We start from the raw sequence: 22,788 nt of genomic DNA, 5'->3' as shown, positions 1-22,788 counted from the left end.
CTAAATGATGATTTATCTTTTTATTATTTTCAATTTTATCATCAATTACACTCAAAATTCTGCCAATTTGAATTTGCTCCTCTAATGGAGGACATAGAATTTCATAATTCTTAACAACATCTAGCTGAACTCTTTGTCTTCCAGAAGTTCCTACCATTGATTTGATAGCAACTTCTCTAACCTTTGGGTCAAGCATTAGATAATAAACAAAATTTTCATCACTAATACCTTTTTTGGCTCTTGCTACGATAAATTCTGTTGAACCAAACCCTATTTCATCTTCATCCAGTAAGTTTACCTTAGCTGTTTTCCCATTTTCAAGACTGGGCGTAATACGGGCTATTAAAGTATCGCCATTTCTAAATTTTGTACCTCCTTTAAATTCTAATCTCTCAAACTCAGAAATATCACGAGTGAATGGTTCTATTTTTTCCATTGCTATTTTTTTAGAAATGCTTCCCTTAAGCAACTGTTCTTTTGGATTAAAATCTATGATTTCTGAAAGCTTTACCCATTTCCAATCGTTCAATTATCACTCCTCCTTATCCTATGTATTTACGATGCGAATTTTTGACATTCACTTGGTTGACCATGGCATAGTGCATAGTCGTGTCTATCTTGACATGACCTAGTAGGTGCTGAACTTGCTCGATGGGCATGCCTTTATCTATTGCTCTTGTTGCTAGTGTTCGTCTGAATTTATGTGGGTGAACTTTTTGAAGGTTAGCCCGTTTTCCAATCTCTCTCAATCTCGTCTCAACACCACCTATCATCAATCGGTCGTAGGGATAAGCTAATGACACAAAGAGTGCAGAGCTGTCATCTTTCCGACTATCGAGATAATTGATTAAGTGTATCTTTGTTCTTGCATCAAAATAAACAATCCGTTCACTATTTCCTTTACCAAACACCAAACACTCACGCTCATAAAAGTTGATGTCCTCACGATTAAGTCGAACCAGCTCTCCAACACGCATGCCAGTTGAAGCAAGCAAATCAATCATGGCTAAGTCACGAATATTGTCACAAGTATCTCTAAGCAGCTCTAGACTTTCATCCGATAGCGTTTCCTTGATAACCTTATCCGTCTTAATCTTGTGAATACGTCTCACTGGGCTTTTTAAAATGTAATCTTCATCTTCTAGCCAGCTAAAGAAACTACTAAAAATACGTCGCATGTTATCAATCGTTACTTTGCTAGATTGGCGTTCTTTTTGGTAGTTGGCAAGGTAAGTTCTTAAATCACTGGTGCTTATCTGCCTGATTGGTTTATCCAACTCGGCTACCATTTTCTCAATAACCATTTTATAGTATTTTAATGACTTTTCACTGCACCCCTCAATCCTCTTAGCAGAGATAAAAAGGTGCAGTAATTTTGGGTTAGATGTTTCATCAACCTTTGAAACATTCTCCGTCATTACGACATTAGCCAAGTTAGCCGCTAACACTCTCTCCAACTGCTCTAGTTGCTCCATTGTCAGATGTTCTTCCATAATACTGACTACTTGTGTGATTATTTTGTCCTTCATACCTTACCTACCTTTCATTTACATTGTAGTACAGATAAGGTGAGCGGTAAATCATCATTTAGCAGAACAAATTTCACTGATATATAATTTGGCTATTACCACTCAAAAAGTTACAACAAAAACTATTGATGAGGTTACAGTAAAAAATGAAGATATAATTGCTGTATCTAAAATAAATTCTAATAACTACGTTTCCACAACAAATATGATTTCTGATAAGTCTGGTATAAATAATAATATCACGCTTCCATCAACTCAATACGTTAAAGCATTTCACCCAAAAGATATATTGATTTCAAATATTAGACCATATTTCAAAAAAATTTGGTATTCAAATAAATCGGGTGGTCATTCCGCTGACGTCTTGAATTTTAGAGCTAATACAGCAATAATTAGTCCCGAAATACTTTGGGCATATTTATATCAAGATAGTTTCTTTGACGCGGTTACTAAATCAGCAAAAGGGACTAAAATGCCGCGTGGTGATAAAAACGCAATAATGAAATTTAAAATAAGTATACCTGCTAACTCTAAAGAATTGACTACAACTATTCGTCCCATATTGTCTCTTATTGCGGAAAATAATAGACAAAACTACAACTTAGAAAATTTAAAAAGTTCTTTATTACCTAAACTTCTATCAGGCGAACTTTCTGTTAATCAAGCTACTAAATGATGATTTATCTGTCATCTTAACTATATTTTAAAGGATATTGAAAAATGAAAGTAAGTATTTTTGATAAGGATATTTTAAAGCAGTTTTCTAATATATGTGCTACGATTACTGCGATTTTATCGGCCGTATTGATTTTTTTTGATATTCCTAATCAATGGAGGATTACTTCTGGCGTTGTATACGTTGTATTTCTTAGTGTTATCTATATCTTTTTATGGATAAGGGCAAATAGATTGAGACAAATTGATATTAGAATAGGTATTACAACCGTTGTTATAAAATCAGGCGATATTTTTAAAGAAGATGGGCTAAAAGCAATCGCTTTCAATGAATATTTTGATACGAGAGTTGATGATAAAATAATTGCTAAGAAATCTTTGAACGGACAGTTTATTTTAAATCATATTGATGATGTTGATAAATTAAATTCCGACATTGAAAGTGATGATGATTTAAAAAATAGTATTATAGGGAAGAAAGTAAAACGAAAGCAAGGAAAAACGACTAAATACAAGTTAGGAAGTTCCATTTTGATAGATGATGAATATATTTTAACTGCTTTTAGCCGATTTAATAAAAATAATCAAGCAGAACTGACTATTCAGGAATACGTCAATTTTCTTTTAACGTTTTGGAATGAGATTAATAGATTGTATGCTCAAAGGTCAGTTACAGTTCCAGTATTTGGTGCAGGAATAACGAGATTTAAAAATGGTTTTGAAGATATTGATATTAATGAACTACTGCGTATCATGGTTTGGACTTTCAAAATCAGCAAAATAAAATTTGCGTATCCTGCGAAGTTAACTATTATTGTACATGATGACTTACTTAGTCAAGTGAATTTATATGAATTAAAGGAGAATGAATAATGACTTATCGGAATAAAACTTATGTTGCTTTTGATGGTGATAATGATATGCGCTATTACCAGTTAATGAAAGCTTGGAAACAAAATGACAATACGTCATTTAATTTTTATGATGCTCACGATATTAATAACTCTAGGGATTCTAGTCAGGAAGAATCCATTAAACGACAACTTCGTGAAAGAATGGCTAATAGTAAGGTTTTTGTCCTATTGATTGGTGAACATACCAAATATTTAAGAAAATTTGTAAAATGGGAAATAGAACTTGCTATTAAAAAAGGCTTACCAATTATCTGTGTCAATCTGAATGGGAATAGAAGTAAAGATTCATTATGCCCATCAAGTTTAGATGGACAGTTAGCTATATTTATTCCTTTTGGAAGTAAAATTATGCAGTATACTCTTGAAGACTGGCCGAGTTCACATGAGCAATATCGAAAAGAAGGCAAAACAGGAGCTTATTCTTATAAAGATATAGTTTACCAACGATTAGGCATTTAAATTTAGAATTTATCTAGGAGACAGATCTTATGGGATTCACTGAAAACAACTACGAAAATGCGGTTATGGAGCTTTTTCGTGATAGTTTAGGGTATTCATCTTTTTATGGTCCTGATGTCGGGAGGGACTACCGCGATAGTCTTTTTCGTGATGTGCTTTATGTAGCCTTGGAGAAACTAAATCCCTACTTACCGAGCTCTGCTATTGATTTTGCTATCAATAAGTTGCGTGATTTTGAGAGCGGCACACTGTTGCAGAAAAATAAAACTTTCATGGATTATCTCCAAAATGGGGTGCCTGTCACTTATGTTAAAAATGGCGAAGAGGTTTCGGACATTGCTTACCTCGTTGACTATGATAATACTGACGCTAATAGCTTTATTGTCGCTAATCAATGGACAATCGAGGAACATAGTGAGAAACGACCAGACATTATTGTTTTTCTCAATGGTCTACCTATTGTGGTCTTTGAGTTGAAAAGCCCGTCACGTGAGGAAACGGAAGTTTCAGAAGCTTACAGTCAGCTCCGCAACTACATGAAGGAAATTCCATCTTTATTTTATTACAATGCCTTTTTGGTCATGAGTGACATGGCAACATCAAAGGCAGGGACTATCACAGCTGGTGAAGATCGTTTCATGGAGTGGAAGACGACTGATGGCAATTATGAGGATACACAGTTAGCAAACTTTACAACCTTGATTGAAGGCATGTTTGCCAAAGAACGTTTGTTGGATATCCTTAAAAACTTTATCTGTTTTTCAGGTGATGCCAAAATTTTAGCGGCTTATCATCAGTATTTTGCCGTGAAAAAAGCAGTTCGTTCTACCTTAAAAGCTACGCAGACTGACGGGCGTGGTGGTGTCTTCTGGCATACGCAAGGCAGCGGCAAGTCCCTTTCGATGGTTTTCTATGCTCATTTGTTAGATAAGATATTACGGTCGCCAACAATCGTTGTCCTGACGGATAGAAATGATTTAGATAATCAGTTGTTTAAGCAATTTGACCGCTGTTCTCAATTTTTACGCCAAACACCAGTACAAGCGACAAGTCGTAAACATCTTAAAGAACTATTATCTGGTAGGCAAGCGAACGGGATTATTTTCACAACCATGCAGAAGTTTGAAGAATCATCGGAAGCCTTGTCAGAACGACATAATATCGTCGTTATGGCTGACGAGGCACATCGTGGTCAGTATGGTTTAGAAGAAAAGATTGATCCCGCAACTGGTAAGTTTAAAATCGGGACAGCGCGCATCATCCGTGATAATCTCCCCAATGCGACCTATATTGGTTTCACTGGAACACCTATTTCAAGTAAAGACAAATCAACAACAGAAGTATTTGGGGATTATATCGATATTTATGATATGACACAGGCTGTTGAGGACGGTGCAACTAGACCTGTCTACTATGAGAGTCGTGTCATACATCTCAACCTTGATGAAAAAATCTTGCAGGAGATTGATGCCGAATATGACGTGTTGGCAGAGCAAGCCGAAGATTCTGCCATCAATAGAAGTAAAAGAGAACTTAGTCGACTGGATAGTGTTTTAGGTGCTGACCAGACCATTTCGGCGCTAGTGACAGATATTATCACCCACTACGAAGATAATCGTGAAAATGAATTGACGGGGAAGGCGATGATTGTCGCATATTCGAGACCTATTGCGATGAAGATTTATCATAAGATACTTGACTTGCGTCCTGATTGGGGTGATAAGGTTGGTGTTGTGATGACTTCTAGTAACAAAGATCCCGAAGAATGGCATGATCTTATAGGCAATAAAAAGCATAAAGAAGAACTGGCTAAAAAATTTAAGGATGATAATAGTCCTTTCAAGATTGCTATCGTTGTTGATATGTGGCTAACTGGTTTTGATGTTCCAAGTCTTGCGACCATGTATGTCTATAAGCCGATGTCTGGTCATAATCTCATGCAGGCTATTGCGCGTGTTAACCGTGTCTATAAGGATAAAGAAGGTGGTTTGGTCGTTGATTATGTTGGTATCGCCTCAGCTTTAAAACAAGCTATGAACGATTATACCAATCGCGATAAAGGCAATTTTGGAGACACCAATATTGCTGCGACAGCTTACCCTAAATTTCAAGAAAAGCTTGAAGTTTGTCAAGATATGTTCTTTGGCTTTGATTACACCGCTTTTAAAGATGAAAATGCAACGAATCTGATGCGTGCTAATGTCATCACGGGTGGTGTCAACTTTATCACTAGTAGAGACAAGGATAAGGAGAGTTTTTTACGGGAGGCTACTCTCTTAAAGCAAGCCCTGCAGCTCTGTCGTTCCTTACTAACGCCAGAGGAACGCTATGAAGCAGCTTATTTTGAAGCTGTTCGAACAATATTAACGCGTATTGTTAATCCTCGAAAACCTCTATCGGTCAAAGAAATTAATGCTAAAATCAGTGAGTTGCTAAAATCAAGTATTAAGAGCGAAGGTGTTATCAATCTATTTGCAGATTCTGAAAGAGATTTTTCATTGTTTGATCCTAAATTCTTGGACGAAATTGCAAAGATGAAAGAAAGGAACATTGCGGTTGAATTGTTGAAGAGGTTGATAAGAGAACAAGTTCATATTTATAAGCGAACAAATGTTGTTCAATCTGAGAAATTTTCAGAGATGCTTTCCAGAGCTATGAAAGCCTACTTAAATGGTATGTTGACAAATGAGGAAGTTATCGAAGAATTAAAACGCATGGCGTCGGAAATGCAAGCAGCAAGTGATGAAGGAAATGAACTAGGACTTAGTCCAGAGGAAATAGCTTTTTATGATGCGATTACCAAACCTGCTGCTGTTAAAGATTTTTATGATAATGACCAGTTAGTTGCCCTGACGCGGGAGCTGACAAACGAATTGCGGAGAAGTCGCACGATTGATTGGCAGAAAAAGGAATCTGCTCGCGCTAATATGCGACGGATCGTTAAGAGACTTTTGAGAAAATACAAGTATCCTCCAGAAGGGCTTGAAGATGCCTTGTCAACAGTTATCACACAATGTGAGTTATGGGCGGATAGTTAATAGAATTCAGGAGAAATACATGAATCGAACCTTACACTACTACCAATTTTCACCAGAAACTCAATACTTGGATAGAAAATCAGCACGCAAGAAGCCACAGGAATTACTCAAGCATCTGATTGCCTTTGCCAATGCGGACGGCGGTCAGTTGGTGGTTGGTATTGAAGATGAGAAACAGGACAACATTATCACTGGTTTCAAGGATGGCAGAGCTTATCCAATAGACGATTTCAAAAAGATTGACCGTGAGATGCGTGACACTCCTCTGGACTTATCTTTTGAAGAAATCCCTGTGGTTAATCACAAGGGAGAAGATGATTTAATTTTGGTTATATCAGTTGAATTGTCATCAAATCGAGTGATTGCTGCGCCTAATGACGAGGTCTATCTGCGTCAGGGAGATGAAACTGTTAAACTAAGTTATGAGCAACGTACTCAGCTTAGCTATGATAGGGGACAACGTTTTTTTGAAGATGAAACTATTCCTGATGCGACCCTGGAAGACATCGATGACAACTTGGTTCAGGATTTTAAAAATCGGTTTGATATTTCAAACCGTTCGACAGAAGAAATCCTTAAAGCACGGCGTTTTCTCGTGAATGGTAAACTGACCAAGGCAGCAATTCTACTCTTTGGTAAATATCCGTCAGCGTTTTTCCCACAAGCTCGTGTTCGCTTTCAACGTTTTGATGGGACAGATGTGGGAACGGGCAGTAGTTTCAATGTCATCAAGGAAGTGACTTTTGATGATGCACTTCCGACTTTGATTACCAAGGCGCGTGATTTTATTCGAACTCAGCTTAGAGAATTTCAGTATCTGAATGATGAGGGGCAATTTCAAATCTTGCCTGAATATCCTGAGTTTGCTTGGTTCGAAGGTGTTGTCAATGCAGTAACTCACCGTGATTATTCTGTCTACGGAGATCACATTAGGGTGATGATGTTTGATGACCGATTGGAAATTCATAGTCCAGGAAAGCTCCCAAATATTGTTACCGTTGAGAATATCAAACACGAACGCTTTTCAAGAAATCCGAGAATTTCCAGGACTTTGACTGAATTTGGTTGGGTTCGTGAGATGAACGAGGGTGTCAAGCGTATCTATTCTGAAATGGAATCAGCTTTTCTTCATGAGCCTAAATACTCAGAACCAGGAAACAAAGTGGTCCTAACTCTTGAAAATAATATTGTCAGTCGTCATCTTCGTACACGTGACAGCCTAGAAAAACAGTTCTCTGATTTTAGTAATTTAAACGCAGATGAGCAGGTTATTGTCCACTATATGTACAATTCTGGCGAGAAAATGACAACAGCAAAGGCGATTGAAATTACTGGTAGAAGCCGTAAATTTATTGTAAAAACTATGAAAAACTTACAAGAATTGGGCATCCTTAATTGGTACGGCGCAAACAAAAATGATAGACATCAGTACTATACTTTAGTTGACAGATAGTTTATCCTTTATGAAGTAGGATACAGTAGGATACAGTAGGATACAGTAGGATACAGTAGGATACAGTAGGATACAGTAGGATACAGTAGGATACAGTAGGATACAGTAGGATACATTGTTGCTAGGGCACCAAATTATTCAATATGTTGGATAATTTTGATTTAAGTTAAAAGTATCTAGATGAGAAAGGGGAAGAGGAAGAGATGATTTTTATTAGTTATAATCACGGAGATCAAGATGTAGTAGATATGATTGCTAAACGATTAGAGATTGAGTTTGGACGAGATAATATTTTCTATGATAAATGGTCTATGCAACCAGGAGATAGTATTATAGGCAAAATGGATGAAGGACTTGAAAAAGTTACAACATTTTTTTATTTTCTATCATCAAATAGCTTGAATAGCAATATGGTCAAAAAAGAATGGCAAGCGGCTCTAACTAAGTCGCTCTATGAGGGAGTTAAATTTGTCCCAATAAAGGTTTCTGATTGCAAGATACCAGCTATTTTAACAGATGTATACTATATTGATTTATTTGGTCAAGGATTAGATAATACTATTGAACAAATGCGAAGTGTGATAAGTGGCAGTTCGATATATACACCCTTACCTGATATAGAGAATTTACAAGTTTCTATTAAATATATATCAACTTATGAGGTTGAGTTTAAAATTTTTACTACACATTTTGTGGAAAGTGATGCATCTTTTGGTTTTGTTTGCAAAAATCCAATTGAGTCATATGAAGTTCGTCCCTTAACAGAAACGATATATCGGAGTATGCAAGGGGAAACATATAAGAAATTAAGTGATGGTAGAGAGAAAGCGTTTAAAATGCAAATTGGAATTCTGCAGCGTTCTATTACGCCAAATCAACCTTTTATAGGCAAGTTGGTCTCTAAGCAATTACCATTACAGCTAGAAGGTATTTTGCATATAAAGTCATTTGAACCGGTAAATTTTAGGGAATTAAAGATAAATATTGAGCAGTGACTAGTATCTAAAATAACTCGAGTCAGGGAATAAAAAAACAAGTCATTCTATGACGACTTGCTTATCCATTTCTCAACTACATAAGCTCCGAAAACGAGATTTTGGTAATCTAATGGTAATCCATTGTTTGTAGGATTAGGTTATAAGTGTTTATTTTCAATGAAAATAAAGTTTGAAAACTTAATTTAATAAGCTTTTACAGATATTTAATTTTTGTTACCCAAAACCAGGTCTTAAGAAAGCACGTAAAGCTTCACAATTCTCAAAACGTTAATCAAAACCTTATTATACCAACGATTACAGCTACTTTTTGGTGTCAGTTGGTGTTAATTATAATGATAAGTCGTTTAAGAGACTTAAAGCATCGGCATCTTGCTGATGCTTTTTTTCTGGCATCAGCTCAAGATAATAGTTCTGAGTTGTCAGAATACTATTGTGTCCGAGTCTACGAGAAATATAATCTAAACTAATATCTTTTGAAAAAAGGAAAGAAGCGTGAGTGTCACGCAAACCATGAAAAGTTGTTTTGCTCAGGTCTAGTTTCTTCAAAAGTTGTTGGAGTTGGCTTGCTTGTCTGAATCCGTTCCAGTCGAAGATATAATTCTCTTTTTTATCTGCTAGAGACATTAGAGCGAAGTAAACATCTTGGTTGATAGAAATATCCCGTTTTGAGTGTTTCGTTTTTAGTTGAGTATCATCACTAATAGGACTGATTGACCTGCGTATATTGATACCATACTTAAAAATATCTTCTTTCTTCAATCCAAGTAATTCTCCTCGCCTTGCCCCAGTTTCTAGGGCAAGAAGTACAAGGATGTTGAACTCGTCATCTTCTTGGTGGTCAAGGCAATATGTTCGGAGTGTCTTAAACTCTGTTACAGATAAGGGAACATTTCGCTTAGGTTGTTCTTGTCCTCTCGCTTTTAGGAGTGAGGCAAAGTCATTTGTAATCAATCCTTTAGCATAGGCATATTTGAGTGAACCTCTGATTTTTAAGACAAGTTCTTTGGTTGTCTTTTTGGAGTGAGTTTCAGCGTATTTATCAAGCTTCTTTTGCATGACTAAATCATCTAAGTGTTTTAGTCGCATTCCCTCAAATAGTTCGTCCACGATTACAAGAGTTCGCTTATAATTGACGAAAGTAGCTTCACGAACCTCATTCTGTTTTACAGAGTTAACCCAGTTACGATAAAAGTCAGTAAATAGGGTAGAGCGTTCAGCAATATCTTTCCCTCGTCCTTTTTCCAACTCCATTTCAAGAGCCCATAGTTCAGCATCTTGTTTGTTAGAGAAAGTCTTGGTTTCTCTTTTGTATTGTCCTTTCTTGTAGAGTGATACAGTTGCACGGAAAGAATTTCCACGTTTAGTAATTGTTGCCATTTTATCAGCCTTTCTATATGAAAAATGATTGATAAAATAGACTAGTCACATATAGGATATATGAAAAATCTTATTTTATCAATCGTTATCCGTTAATCACAGTGATTTTCGATAAATTTTACAAGCTTAGATTTTAGGTATCGCTCCTGCTTCCCAACCATAAAACATTGAAAGTCTGGGTGATTTCTGATGTATTTGTCGAATGATTTAGGGTCGATTCCAAGTAGTTCAGAAGCTTGTTGCCTAGTTAGTAGAAGTGGTCGAGTGTTTTGAATCATCAGTTTAACTTCCTTTCTTTGTTTGATTTCGTTGTGGATTGCAACGCCGTGAATCAAGATACTTTGCAAAGAAGTAGGTACGTTCAATGATGAGTCCAAGAAGTGGTGTGTGATTAGCACGAGCATACCAAACCAATTCTTCAAACTCAGTGAAGTCATTCTGCTCAATAATATCCACGACTTCGTGCATGAACTCATCTGAGTTCATTTCTACAAGAAATTTATTAAGGTTGAAGCCACAACCCACCTCAATGCCATTCACATCATACTGGGTTTTGTCTTTATTTTCAGCATGAGTGAAATAATCGAAGAGACCCTTAGGAGATTGGACAACCTCCACATGGGCAGGACCATTCAATTTATCCTTGATTAACTCAGATACTTGCTTGTAGCTCTTGAGTGAATCAAAGAAGAATGCTCCGTGTTTGTGAGCTTTTTTCAGTTCTCCTGTTTGTCGATTGATGTCTTTGTCGTGCCAAGGGCTCAGAATGAAGGGGATGTGCAATTCTTCTAATACCTCAAGATAGTCAGTAGGGCAACTCTCTTTGTAGAACAGGAATGTCCACTTGCTTGAGCGTTGTTCTTTTGCCATATATTTACATGCCTTTCTAATTTTGATTACTGATTATTGGATAATTGGGGGTCGTAGTAACCCCCAATTATCTTGTTCAATGGAAAAGAGGGAGCTATTTGGCTACTGCTTAACGCAAGCCATAGCCCCCTCTTTTACCGTCTTTTCCCAACTAACCAAAGGCTATTGCGAACCCGATTAGGTGCAGAGAAATAGTAGTCAGGATGCTGGCTAGAGACTTCTTCTTTCAACTGGGAAGTCATATCTCCCAAGACTTTTTGCCCTTGCTGGTCTCTAGGGACTTTGATAAAGACGGTAACTTCATCTTTTCGGATGTCTACCACGCTCTTATGAGCACAGCGATTGAAACTACCATTGATTGGATTGTAGGTGGTAATGGTCTGGTTGTCTATGGTGGTGACCTTCTCTGACTTTTCTCGTTGAGTCAGGAAGTTACGGAGCTTGAAGGTGTGGTAGATAGATTTGAAATAGTTGAAAAGATTATCGAATCGGATACGATTCAAAACTTCAAGCGTAACGGATGCAAACAAAGTACCGAGTAAGTAACTCATAGCCATATAAGCGTAATGGCTACCCATTGCTAGATAGCTATTGATTTGAGAGAGGTCAAGTGCGATAGGAAGTGTTAAGTCAAGAGTGCTTGCTAGAAAGCTTAATGACCATCCAAGGAAACCTGTTAGGAGTGAAAACAGCATCAAGTAGATATTGAAGTTGTAAGTCCTCATAAAGAATGATTTTTTCATCATTAGTGAATGCCCTCCGTTGTGTAGTATGTTGGACAAAGTAAAGGAAGCACTTGATAGGGATGTTCATTATCAATCACCTGAATCAACCCAGTGCCGTGTCCAGTAGGAATGACAATGCCTTCGGGGTCGAGGTCAGGGAATAAGAATTGGGTTGTTTTCTTATTGATATTGCCAATCTGGATGAGAACATTGAGTTGCTCACGAACAGAAATTGGGATAGTTGTGTGGTCGAAACGCTGGCTAACAAGGAGTAAGTGAATCTTGGTAGCTCGTCCCAGTAGAGCAATTTGCGATAAGAGGGAGAAGAAGGACTCTTTGATGGTCTTATTGACACCCTCTGAGAGAGCCAGCACCTCGTCCATGACGATAGTGAGATGGGTGAACTTATGGCGGGGGTTGTCATATAGAATTGCCTGACGTTGTTGAATCAGATTCAGGCATTGACTCAAACGCTCATTGACCTCAGATACAAAATCAGACTTAGAGCGATTTTCCACGGGGTGAATGACTGCAATTTTGTGTTTACGTGCCCAACGGCTTGGACTATCGAATTTGGGGTCTACGATAATTAAATCAGACTGATTTTTTAGCACAGACAGCAGATAGGTGAGTGCGTAAGACTTACCTGAGCCACTATTGCCACAGATTGCCATATGGTTGACCTTATCAAGATTGAGAGAAAAGTTTTCCATAATTGGAATTTGATTTTTTGGAAGTTCAGCCGTATATTTGTCAAGGTCAGGAATGACCAAGCGTTTTGAGATGCCTACCTTCCACGGAAAGTAGAGTCCACGCTGAACATGAATATCATCTGTCTTGAGTGGAACAAAGTAAGTTGCGTTCTGCTTCAAAAGCGTATAGTGGGGGTACAAGGATGCGTTGGCAATCAAGAAGATTTTGTTATAGAGTTCATCATCTAGGATATAGGCACAAGGAAGCCTAGGGATGAAGATGAAGCCATCCTCTTGAATGACGATATTGAAGCTATTAGTATAGCTCGTTTCTCCTTGTATCAAAGCCCCCAGACACATGTTCAGACTCTGTAGCAAGTAGGATTGCAGGGCGGTATCTGCTTTTGTTGTCATTATTTGACCTCCTTGATACAGGTAGCTCTAAAATATACATTGTAGTGAACTTCAATAGCTTCAAAATTTTCAAATTCAACCAAGCTTAGAAACTCAGGAAGTTTGACCTTGTCTTCAAATTTAACTTGGAAGGGTTCGAGCCCCTCTTGGACAAAGGTTGCTTTGTAGGCGATAATTTCGCCAGTAGGCTTTCCATCCTCAAAAAGTTGTTGGGGTTCAAGTTTTGTGCTCAGGCTGTGAATTGGCTTTGTAGGTTTCACGTAGTCAGTTGCAGTTGTGGTAGAGTAGCCACCCTTCTTGTGTTTTGTTTTAATTGCCATATTATTTACCTCCATATGGTCTTTGAAAGTTGTTAAAGTGATTTGCTCAGTTTGAGTCGTGAGCTGGACTGTCTTAGCTAAGTACACCTCTATGGTACGTTATTTTGAGAAGTCACACTTTCAAGAATTTTGAAAGTGTAACATTTAAAGTTGTGCTACGAGTACTACAAATTCAATTAACCATTCAGCCAAGCTATCAGCGATTTGGTAAGAGCTTTCTTCCTCAGGAAAATCAGGGACGAAATCATATAGGGCATCTGCTAAGGCTGAGAGATTCTGTTGAATATCCTTCTCTTTTACTTGGAAGAGTTGTTTTGTAGAGCTGAATCCATCACTAAGAATTAGTTTTGTAAGTTGGATAATGAGTAACTCACAGAAGTCAAGATTAGGAAAGAATACACTTTTTACATTGGGAAGACCTAGCGTTTCTTGCAGAGCATCCGCAGTATCTAAGGAGAGGTTTCGTTTCCCTTTTAGGATTTGGCTAATTGCAGGGGCAGAAATCAATCGGATGTCATCATCAAAATAGTAAGACACTTCGTTTTGAGGGATTTCTTGTTCAATCAATTGTTGCTTGATAGATTCTCCGAGCGATTCACAATAGAGGGTTTTAACTTTAGCTTTTAGCATAAGTTGTCCTTTCCAGACCTCAGACGGAAAGAAACATACGAGCTATTACAGTTATCGAGTGAGTGTAAAAAAGCACACCAAAGACACGGTGAAACAGTAATATGCAGAATCAACCTGTTATTGGCTGATTTTCATATTGTTTCATTCCGTCCTTTGGTGGCCACCATTTGGACTATTTATATTTATAAGCTAATCTTAACTCTTTGCAGGATATAAATATATAACTTGTCAAGTCACTATCATCAAGCTTGATATAACGGAATTTCTTGCTGTTTTTCTCTGAAATATTGAACTAAAATACCCCGAAAAAGGACTTGTCAGGTCATTTTTTTCTTTTAGCAGTATTAAATTTTTTTCTCAAGTCCTTCGTGGTATAATAGAACAGTAAAGAAATCAGTTGACAAGGAGATTGAGAACTTGATACCATTAGCAACAAGCAACAAGCAACAAGCAACAAGCAACAAGCAACAAGCAACAAGGTAGTTTTCTACCTCTTTTCTGCGTGTACGAAAACACCCTCTTTTTTGAGAAAGGGGGTGTTTTGTAATGTCTAAAGATTTTATCGAACGCCCTCGCAAGAACGAGAAAGATAGAGCTATCACCTATGTACAGGAACTTCTGAAACAGGCTCGTGAAGATAGACGAAATGAGGATGTTGATAAACTGGAAAATCTTATCCGCTTGCTCAATACTAAGAAATATGGTTTGGTCTGGGAGGAACATGCCGAATTGGTCGAGGAGGAAATGAAAACAAAGATTCCTGTCTTCATTGAGGACGAGACCAAGAAAATTGTGGGGAATCCTGAATCGGAGGACTATAACTTCCTGCTTGAAGGGGATAACCTTCATAGTCTACATCTCTTGAAAAAAACGCACACAGGAAAAATTGATGTGATCTATATTGACCCGCCTTATAATACAGGAAATAAAGATTTTATTTATAATGACAAAATTGTAGATAAAAACGATGGCTATTCTCATTCAAAATGGTTGAGTTTTATGAGTAAGAGGTTGGAAATTGCTAGGGAACTACTCAGCGATGAGGGGGTTATATTCATAAGTATAGACGATAATGAACAAGCACAACTAAAACTACTTTGTGATGAAGTGTTAGGGGCGGAGAATTTTGTAGGAGAATATATAAAACAATCAAAAGTAGGAGGTGGTAATGACAGTAAGTTTATTGTAAAAGAACATGAGTATTGTTTGTGCTATGCAAAAAATATCAAAGTGACTGCTCCTATGAATATTGAACATGATGATTCATATTTAAAAAGATATAAGGAAGAGGACGAATATGGGCGATATTTTTGGGATACATTTGCTAGACCAGGATTAAAAAATCCAATCATCTACAATATAATTGCGCCGGATGGAACCAAGATCAATAATGGATGGATACGCTCGGAGGAGCGTTTTAAGAAAGAATATTCGGAAGGAAAAATAAGGATTACAAAGAAAAAGAATGGGGAATGGAGTGTTCAATTCAAACAATATTTAAATCCAAATGGAAAAAGACCGAGAAGTATGACAATGGATTTTGGGGGTACAACTGAAGGAGATAAAGAAATTAAAAGTATTTTTGGCAGAAAAGTATTTAGTTACCCTAAGTCAGTCAAATTTTTGTTAACGCTTATTTCTACAGTTAAAGATAATAATATTTATATTTTAGACTTCTTCGCTGGCTCTGGCACCACCGGTCACGCAGTTATGCAACTAAACAAAGAAGACGGAGGAAATCGTAAGTATATTCTTTGCACAAACAATGAAAACAAAATCGCTGAAGAAATTACCTACAAACGACTATCGAATATCCAAGAAGAATTACCACACAATCTCAAGTACTTCAAGACGGATTTTGTAGTTAAGGAAGACTTTCCTGATGTCACCCTTGAGTATGAGTTGCTTAACTATATTACTCCTCTAGTGGAGTTAGAGTTCGGAATCGATATTTCAAATCCTAAGGTGCAAATTATCCTATCCGAAGAACAGTTAGATGCGATGCACGAGACCGATTTTATTGAAGACTCAACTCTCTTCTTCCATCCCGAGATCTTCTTTGATGCCGATCAGGAACGAATCCTTCGTGAGAAAAATATTACAAAACAGGAAATTCCACATTACTACTTCGGAAAGGAGATGTGGTCATGATTGGATTAAAACAATTCCAACAAAAACTAGTTGATAAACTCTTGAGATTTACAGCACCTGAGTATGAGTTTGATGAGATGGTCATTAAGTCGCCAACAGGATCGGGTAAGACGATTACCCTTCTTGATTGGGTCAATACCTATATTTCAAGTACACATGATAACGTAGCATTTGTATGGTTTACGCCTGGAGCAGGAGAACTTGAAGAACAGAGTCAGGATAAGGCGAAGCATTTCTCATCTATTAAGGCACAGTCAGTGGATGATGCCTTACTGCAAGGATTTGATAAGGAAAGTGTTACCTTTATTAACTATGAGCGTGTTATCGGTAAGAAGTCGAAAGCCATGCTTTCGGATAGCGAGCGTGATAATCTTGAAGATAAGATTGAAAAGGCTGTCGCAGCAGGTCGTCATTTTATTCTTGTCATTGATGAAGCACATCGTAATGATACCAAACAGGCGAGAGATATTATTGCACGCTTTAATGCTTCAAAAACTGTCAAGGTTTCTGCTACCATTGAAGCCCCCAATATGCCTGACAAGATAGAGTTCTATGAGGTGATGGAAGAAGAAGTTATTGCATCAGGATTGATTACAAAATCGGTTGTCGTCAACGAAGGACTTGAAAACTATCTTGACGAGAGTCAGCATATTAGTGAGGAATTTGAACTTCTCTTTGAAAGTGCTGAGCTGAAGCGTAAAGAAATTGTTCAGGGTTATGCTGAACATGGCGTAACAGGAGTCAATCCCTTGGTGTTGGTTCAGTTACCTGATAAATCGGATTCAGAACCTGAGTTAGTAAGTCGTATTGAAACCTATATCCAAGAAAAACTTCACAAAACTTATGAGGATGGAAAACTTGGTATTTGGTTGGCAGACCAGAAACGAAACTATCTCAATGTACAAGAACTAGATAATGAAGTAGAATATCTTATTATCAAACAGGCAATTGCCACAGGTTGGGATGCTCCACGAGCTAAGATTCTGATTAAGATTCGTGAAAACATGGGTGAAGCCTTTACTATTCAGACTATTGGTCGTATCCGTAGGATGCCCGAACCTTTCAAAGGGCATTATGATGTTGATGTATTGGATAATGCTTATCTTTATACTTTTGATGTGGACTTCTTGAATGGTGCATTTACTCAAAAAGGAGTAGGAGCACCTACGCCACTTCTGAATCGAAAAGATATAGCTAAAGATTTCCATTTAATCAGCGAGCGAGTACTTGATTTGCATGAAGGACAAAATGAAAAAGCTATACGTGAAAATCTCTATCAAGGTATGGTTCGTGAATGGAATCTGACAGAAGATGTTGAATCAAATAAGCAAAAGTTAGAAAATCAAGGACTTCAATTTGGAAGTTCCATTGTTAACACCTATAAACAAGGTCGTTTTGATACGTTGGAACATTCTGACCGCCTTCAAGATAGAGAAAGACGAGTAGAAGCAGACTATCGTGCTAATCGTCTTGACTTGCTTCATGCTTACCATGAACTTGACCGAGTTACTCACTTGAAAGTAAGTCAGGTTGAAGCTCTTCTGAAACGCTTCTTCATGGATGATAAGCGACCAAACCAGCAAAAACTTTTGACGTTGGAACCTAGCGAATGGACAGCCTTTATCTTAAATAATTGGCGTGCTCTGCGTGAAGTCTTTAGACAAGCTGATATTCAGCCAACCATCAGTATGGGACTTGTAGTACCTCAGGAGAATGATTTCTATATTCCGATGACAGAACGTTATTCCTATAATCCAAAATTGGAACATATTGATACAATAACCAATATCTATGAAGGTTATACAAATAGCGTTCTCAAAGGAAGTGAAGCTGAACGTCTTTTTGAAGAGTACATTGAATCACACGAAGATGCTGTTGAGTTTGTCTATAAGAACGGTGATAAAGGAAGTCAATATTTTTCAATTGTCTATTATACAGCCAGCTCTTCCCATCATTTCTATCCTGATTATATTGTCAAAATGAAGAAAGGCGATGTCTATATTGTAGAAACCAAGGGTGGAGAAAGTGCTAAAGGTGAAGATAAGAATATTGACGAGTATGCACCATTGAAATACGAAGCCTTGAAAGCTTACCTTGAAAAATATAATTTAAAAGGGGCATTTATCCGTGATATTTCAGGCACTCTTCGCTATTTGAATGAAGGAGCATGGAAAGATGATATGACAGATTGGCATTCCATTGACGAGCTATTTGGATTTTAGGAGGAAACTTGATTTCTTTTAGCAAATATATAGAAAAAACATTCTATAATGAAATTTATGACGCAAGTGAGAAATATTTCCTAGGCAATCTTGAAGAACTAGGTATTACCTATGATTATGACGGTGAAGTAGAAGTTACAGATGTAGACTTCAAGTATGTTTATGCTGGACATCATGGAGATGGCGAAATTGATATAGATATTTTGACGGATGTCTATGCAGTAGTAACTGAACGTACCAATCATTATGAGAATACCATCGAAAAGAATCGTTGGCTTCGTGTATCTGCTATTGGAAAGCCTGATGCAGGAATCAAAAATTTTAAAATTGTAAAAGTTGATACCTATGAGAGGGGGACATATAGTACCTTTAAATATCCTCTCTCTGATAAACTTGTTCCATTTATTTGGAAGGATGATTTGGATAAGGTGGCAGAAGCAATTTTGAATAAATATGACCGAAATGCCTTGCTGACACCTACAAGAGTTGAACCTGAATATATTGTTCAACAAATGGGGCTTCAATTAAAGTATGATTCCATTACGGAAGATACTTCAATTTTTGGACAAATCTATTTTCAAGATAATCCTGAAAATGGTATCTCTGCAGGAACAGTGGTTATTGATGAAAAGCTTCCTCAGATACGAAATCTTGGAGTTGTGAGAAATACGATTCTTCATGAATGTGTACACTGGGAGTTGCACCGTTATGCTTTAGAATTAGCAAGAGCTGAGGAAGAGGAACTTTCTGTTCTATCTACAACAAATGACATTAAGGATGAAAAAGCTTATGATATGATTGGTTGGATGGAATGGCACGCTGAATCAATTGCACCTAAAATCTTGATGCCTAAAGAGATGTTTATTCAAGAAGCAAGGAGTAGACAGCAACGGTTACTAGAGTTGAGTCAAACCCAAGATATTCTTGATATTCTTAAAAAATGGATTGATGAATTAGCTCAGTTTTTCGGAGTTTCTCGTCTATCTGCTAAAGTTCGCTTGGCAGAATGTGGTTTTGAAGAGGTGAAAGGTGCATTTATTTATATAGATGATGCCTATGTTCCAACTCATACATGGAAGCAGGGATATTTAGAGGATAATCAAACTTTTTCAGTAAATCTGATTCAGCTTGGTCTTCAATTATTATCTCAGCCAGTCTTGAAAGAGCGTGTTGAGAAAGGTGAATTACTCTATGTAGAATCCCACCTCTGTATCAATGATGCCAAGTATCTTTCATATGATATTGCAGGAACTCCATTCCTAACGCCTTATGCAAGGCATCATATGGATGAATGTTGTATTGTCTTTGAAATTTCGTCAAGCACTCGAATAGGTCGCTCTACTTCTTTAACCTTGTTACTCAATCGTGATGCAGATTCTGATATTCAATTTACGATTAGTTATCCGAAGGATAAGAATAATTGGCTCGAACAAGTTGATGTTCACATTGATGATACACTGGAAATTATGTTAAAGCTTAGTGGGATGAATAGTTTTGCTCCTGCATTAGTAGAAGTGATGAAATGGCGAGATGTTCGAAATCAGGAACTGGCTGATGAAACCAATCTCGGATTGAAGGCTATTTCCAACTTGAGGAATGGAAAGACTGAACCCAAACTTGAAACGGTGATTGCCATTTGTATTGGTATGAAATTACCACCAAGTATCAGTAAAATGCTAGTTGAACTATCAGGAAGAACACTTCGTGTAGGAAATCAGCAAGAAATGTTGTATGAGTTCATTCTTAATTGCACAGCAAGCTGGGATGTGAATATGTGTAATACACTATTGGTCAACAAAGGCTTCAAAGAGCTTGTTCCTGATAGAAGTGGCTTATAAAATAAATTAGAGAGGCCTTACATTATGGTAGCACAAAGTAAATATTTGCAGACTCTTATCAAAGATGTTATGGATAACTCTGATTCCAATGACTGGGACTCAGCAGTCTTAGAGTGGGAGATTTTAGATGTAGAAGAGGATGAACGATTAGAAGAATCATGTATATGTGGTAAAGAACATCTTCGTTACCTTTTTACAATTGAAAATCAATTGAATGGTAATGTACTTTATCCTATTGGTAGTTCTTGCATTAAGAAGTTTGAGCGTGATGATTTGAAATATGAAGTGGATGTCAAAGAACAATTATTTAAGTTGTTACACGCAGTAGAAGATAATGAATTTCTTCAATTATCATCAGAATTTTTCAGTCGTAAATTATTGCGTTATTTATTTGAAGTTGGAGCATTTAAAGCAACGAAATGGAATAACTTTGAACCAGAAAAAGATTATGAATTCATGATTGATATGTTCAATAAACGTAATCGAACTGAGAATCAAAATAAAAAAGCCGTGGCTATTATTCTGACATCAATAAAACCATTTCTACAAGAAGAATTAGCTCATAAGGTAAAAAAATAGATAAAGGCAGGTGCGAACCTGCCTTTTGGATTCCTCTGCTCAATCGGAAAGACTACGCTTTTCCGACAGTTTAGAGGAATGAAATTTGATGAAGTGACTAGTCTATTTTATGGTGTTAATTGGTGTTAATGCTATCCATTTTTATGGATTTTAAAGGGTTTGGGAGAAGCATCCTTCCTATTAAATGTTGATATAAAGAGATTTGTTTGGTGCTGCTCTCCGTAAAAAATTAAAGTTTTGTTCTCAAAACGTTAATTATCAGCGATATATCAACGTTTTAGAGCACTCAAGAGTTTACCTCATGGGTGCTTTTTTCGTAATTTTTTGAAAAGTTCACCTTAAAATTTACCCTAAATTTTTTTAAGGTTTCGGTAGGCGATTTCTCCCATTGCTACTGGGACTACGTTAGATGTATTATATACGTTTTTGTAGTTGATGTATCGCTATGAGTTAGAGCTTCGAAAATTATTTCAATGGAAGTACCTGCTTGTTTAGCGAGCGTTATACCTGTATGTTTCGTCACTTACAGTATAGTCCATTTGGCCTTTTTATTGTATGTTGAAATTAACTAGCACCACGGGTTAAAAATATTTATAGTTAAAAAGTATTTAGTCAAGACGTTGATATAAAATTATGGTAGAATAAATGTACGTACAAAAAGAAAAAGAGATAGCAAATGGAGACAAAGTATCAGAAAGTAGCAGATGATTTATTAAGAAAAATATTAGATGATAGCTATGCGATTGGACAGGTGATACCAACGGAGCATCAGTTATGTGATATTTACCAAGTTAGTCGTCACACAGTAAGGCAGGCGCTTAGATTGTTGATTCAGCAAGGCTATTTGAGAGCGGAAAAAGGTTCAGGAACGTTTGTTTTGGACTATAGAAATGCTCAGATAGAAAGACCTACATCAACAAAAACGATTGGTGTTATTACAACTTATCTATCAGATTATATTTTTCCGAATATCATTGAAGGAATAGAAGAGGTTCTGAGAAAAAACGGCTATTCGCTCATGTTGGGTGCAACTAACAATAATCCAGCACTAGAGGAAGAGAGCTTAAAACAAATGATTACACAGGGAGTCGAAGGATTCTTAATTGAACCAACATCTAGTAATGAGTATAATCCCAATATAGCCTATTATGCTCAATTAAAGGAAGCTGGAATTCCTGTTTATTTTTTAAATGCTTATTATGATATTCTAGATTTACCTTATGCTAGTTTAGATGATTTTTCGGCAGGATATGAGGCAACGAAATTTTTAATTGACCGTGGGCATCGAAAAATTGGTTTGATTACTAAACTAGATGATATGCAGGGGAAATTGAGAATGAAAGGATTTGTCAAAATGCATGAAGTTGCAAAGCTCTCCTTTCAGTCAGATGATATTGCTACTTTTACCACGCAAACACAGACATCAAATATCAATGAGTATGTTAATCGAGTCTTGCAATCAGATAATCCACCGACAGCATTTGTCTGTTATAATGATCAAGTAGCCAGTCAATTCATTCAATTAATGGAGGAGAGGGGAAAAAAGATGTTCTGGGATTTCTCAGTGGTGAGTTATGATAATTCTTATCTCGCTGAGGCTCATCAGCTCACAAGTGTCAGTCACCCTAAGAAAATTTTAGGAAGAGATGCCACAAAACAATTACTTGGTGCCATTGAGAAGAAAAAACAGATGAAGATTATTCAATATCCAGCGGAAGTTATTGAAAGACGCTCAGTAAGGGCACTCTAAACTAAAATGTATAGTAAGTATAAAGTCAAAGGCAAAATAGCACTTTGGCTTTTTTGAATACTTAAACTTATTAAGTAATAACGCATCTCAAAAAAATGTTCGAACAAATTTACGTAAACGGTTTACATGTACGAACATAAGTGATATAATCAAT

20 protein-coding genes and 1 pseudogene are annotated in these 22,788 nt (G+C 36.9%); 11 read left to right on the top strand and 10 right to left on the bottom strand.

Features of this window, described 5'->3' with window-relative positions:
- The coding region (locus G576_RS0102325; RefSeq protein WP_027973204.1) for a restriction endonuclease subunit S at positions 1-529 on the bottom strand (529 nt) is incomplete at its 3' end.
- 13 nt (positions 530-542) lie between these two features.
- Positions 543-1,529, bottom strand: coding sequence for a site-specific tyrosine recombinase/integron integrase (gene xerA / locus G576_RS0102320; RefSeq protein ID WP_027973203.1), 987 nt, complete (start codon positions 1,527-1,529; stop codon positions 543-545).
- 88 nt (positions 1,530-1,617) lie between these two features.
- On the opposite strand from xerA, the gene G576_RS12140 reads away from it, so the two are divergent.
- The 6 genes from G576_RS12140 (at position 1,618) to G576_RS0102290 (ending at position 9,063) form a co-directional block, all read left to right on the top strand.
- A complete protein-coding gene (locus G576_RS12140) occupies positions 1,618-2,205 on the top strand; it encodes a hypothetical protein (protein ID WP_051177957.1) in 588 nt (195 codons plus the stop codon).
- Between the two features lie 44 nt (positions 2,206-2,249).
- A complete protein-coding gene (locus tag G576_RS0102310) occupies positions 2,250-3,077 on the top strand; it encodes a macro domain-containing protein (RefSeq protein WP_027973202.1) in 828 nt (275 codons plus the stop codon).
- A complete protein-coding gene (locus tag G576_RS0102305; protein ID WP_027973201.1) occupies positions 3,077-3,577 on the top strand; it encodes a TIR domain-containing protein in 501 nt (166 codons plus the stop codon). Before G576_RS0102310 ends, G576_RS0102305 begins: the two co-directional genes overlap by 1 nt.
- Before the next feature lie 29 nt (positions 3,578-3,606).
- Positions 3,607-6,615, top strand: coding sequence for a type I restriction endonuclease subunit R (locus G576_RS0102300; RefSeq protein ID WP_027973200.1), 3,009 nt, complete (start codon positions 3,607-3,609; stop codon positions 6,613-6,615).
- Positions 6,616-6,634: 19 nt separating this feature from the next.
- Complete coding sequence (locus G576_RS0102295) at positions 6,635-8,068, top strand: ATP-binding protein (protein WP_027973199.1); 1,434 nt, start codon at positions 6,635-6,637, stop codon at positions 8,066-8,068.
- A 203-nt stretch (positions 8,069-8,271) separates the two neighbouring features.
- A complete protein-coding gene (locus G576_RS0102290) occupies positions 8,272-9,063 on the top strand; it encodes a toll/interleukin-1 receptor domain-containing protein (RefSeq protein ID WP_027973198.1) in 792 nt (263 codons plus the stop codon).
- Positions 9,064-9,393: 330 nt separating this feature from the next.
- Here G576_RS0102290 and G576_RS0102285 read toward each other — a convergent pair whose 3' ends face one another.
- From G576_RS0102285 to G576_RS0102255, 7 genes are all read right to left on the bottom strand, one after another.
- Positions 9,394-10,443 carry a site-specific integrase gene (locus G576_RS0102285; RefSeq protein WP_027973197.1) on the bottom strand — a complete coding sequence of 350 codons (1,050 nt, stop codon included), beginning with the start codon at positions 10,441-10,443 and terminating at the stop codon, positions 9,394-9,396.
- A 92-nt stretch (positions 10,444-10,535) separates the two neighbouring features.
- Positions 10,536-10,721, bottom strand: coding sequence for a helix-turn-helix domain-containing protein (locus G576_RS13860; protein WP_000615732.1), 186 nt, complete (start codon positions 10,719-10,721; stop codon positions 10,536-10,538).
- Positions 10,722-10,725: 4 nt separating this feature from the next.
- Positions 10,726-11,313, bottom strand: coding sequence for a replication protein (locus G576_RS0102275; RefSeq protein WP_027973196.1), 588 nt, complete (start codon positions 11,311-11,313; stop codon positions 10,726-10,728).
- A 134-nt stretch (positions 11,314-11,447) separates the two neighbouring features.
- Entirely contained in the window at positions 11,448-12,059 is a 612-nt protein-coding gene (locus G576_RS0102270) for a hypothetical protein (protein WP_027973195.1), read from the bottom strand.
- Positions 12,059-13,144: a helicase HerA domain-containing protein gene (locus G576_RS0102265; protein WP_027973194.1), complete on the bottom strand. Its 1,086-nt coding sequence runs from the start codon at positions 13,142-13,144 to the stop codon at positions 12,059-12,061. The genes G576_RS0102270 and G576_RS0102265 overlap by 1 nt, the downstream gene beginning before the upstream one ends.
- Positions 13,144-13,464 (bottom strand): hypothetical protein, encoded by a 321-nt coding sequence (locus G576_RS0102260; protein ID WP_027973193.1) that lies wholly within the window; start codon positions 13,462-13,464, stop codon positions 13,144-13,146. Before G576_RS0102260 ends, G576_RS0102265 begins: the two co-directional genes overlap by 1 nt.
- 144 nt (positions 13,465-13,608) lie before the next feature.
- On the bottom strand, positions 13,609-14,094 hold the full coding sequence (locus tag G576_RS0102255) for a helix-turn-helix domain-containing protein (RefSeq protein ID WP_027973192.1): 486 nt from the start codon (positions 14,092-14,094) through the stop codon (positions 13,609-13,611).
- Between the two features lie 546 nt (positions 14,095-14,640).
- On the opposite strand from G576_RS0102255, the gene G576_RS0102250 reads away from it, so the two are divergent.
- The 4 genes from G576_RS0102250 to G576_RS0102235 are packed head-to-tail and all read left to right on the top strand — an operon-like array spanning position 14,641 to position 20,884.
- Complete coding sequence (locus G576_RS0102250) at positions 14,641-16,245, top strand: site-specific DNA-methyltransferase (RefSeq protein ID WP_027973191.1); 1,605 nt, start codon at positions 14,641-14,643, stop codon at positions 16,243-16,245.
- Positions 16,242-18,467 (top strand): DEAD/DEAH box helicase, encoded by a 2,226-nt coding sequence (locus G576_RS0102245; RefSeq protein ID WP_027973190.1) that lies wholly within the window; start codon positions 16,242-16,244, stop codon positions 18,465-18,467. The genes G576_RS0102250 and G576_RS0102245 overlap by 4 nt, the downstream gene beginning before the upstream one ends.
- A gap of 8 nt (positions 18,468-18,475) precedes the next feature.
- Complete coding sequence (locus G576_RS0102240; RefSeq protein WP_027973189.1) at positions 18,476-20,305, top strand: XRE family transcriptional regulator; 1,830 nt, start codon at positions 18,476-18,478, stop codon at positions 20,303-20,305.
- Positions 20,306-20,329: 24 nt separating this feature from the next.
- The gene (locus G576_RS0102235) at positions 20,330-20,884 is read left to right on the top strand and encodes a hypothetical protein (RefSeq protein WP_027973188.1); all 555 of its coding nucleotides are present in this window, start codon (positions 20,330-20,332) and stop codon (positions 20,882-20,884) included.
- 350 nt (positions 20,885-21,234) lie between these two features.
- Here G576_RS0102235 and G576_RS13160 read toward each other — a convergent pair.
- Positions 21,235-21,401: pseudogene (locus G576_RS13160) on the bottom strand (site-specific integrase); the annotation flags it as partial.
- Positions 21,402-21,560: 159 nt separating this feature from the next.
- Between G576_RS13160 and G576_RS0102230 the strand changes: the two are divergent.
- A complete protein-coding gene (locus G576_RS0102230) occupies positions 21,561-22,634 on the top strand; it encodes a GntR family transcriptional regulator (RefSeq protein WP_027973187.1) in 1,074 nt (357 codons plus the stop codon).
- Positions 22,635-22,788 lie beyond the last annotated feature (154 nt).

This window comes from Streptococcus porci DSM 23759, from assembly GCF_000423765.1.
GTDB classification, from domain to species: Bacteria; Bacillota; Bacilli; order Lactobacillales; family Streptococcaceae; genus Streptococcus; species Streptococcus porci.
The sequence above is the reverse complement of the archived record's forward strand: the minus strand, read 5'-3'. Positions and strand labels throughout refer to the sequence as shown.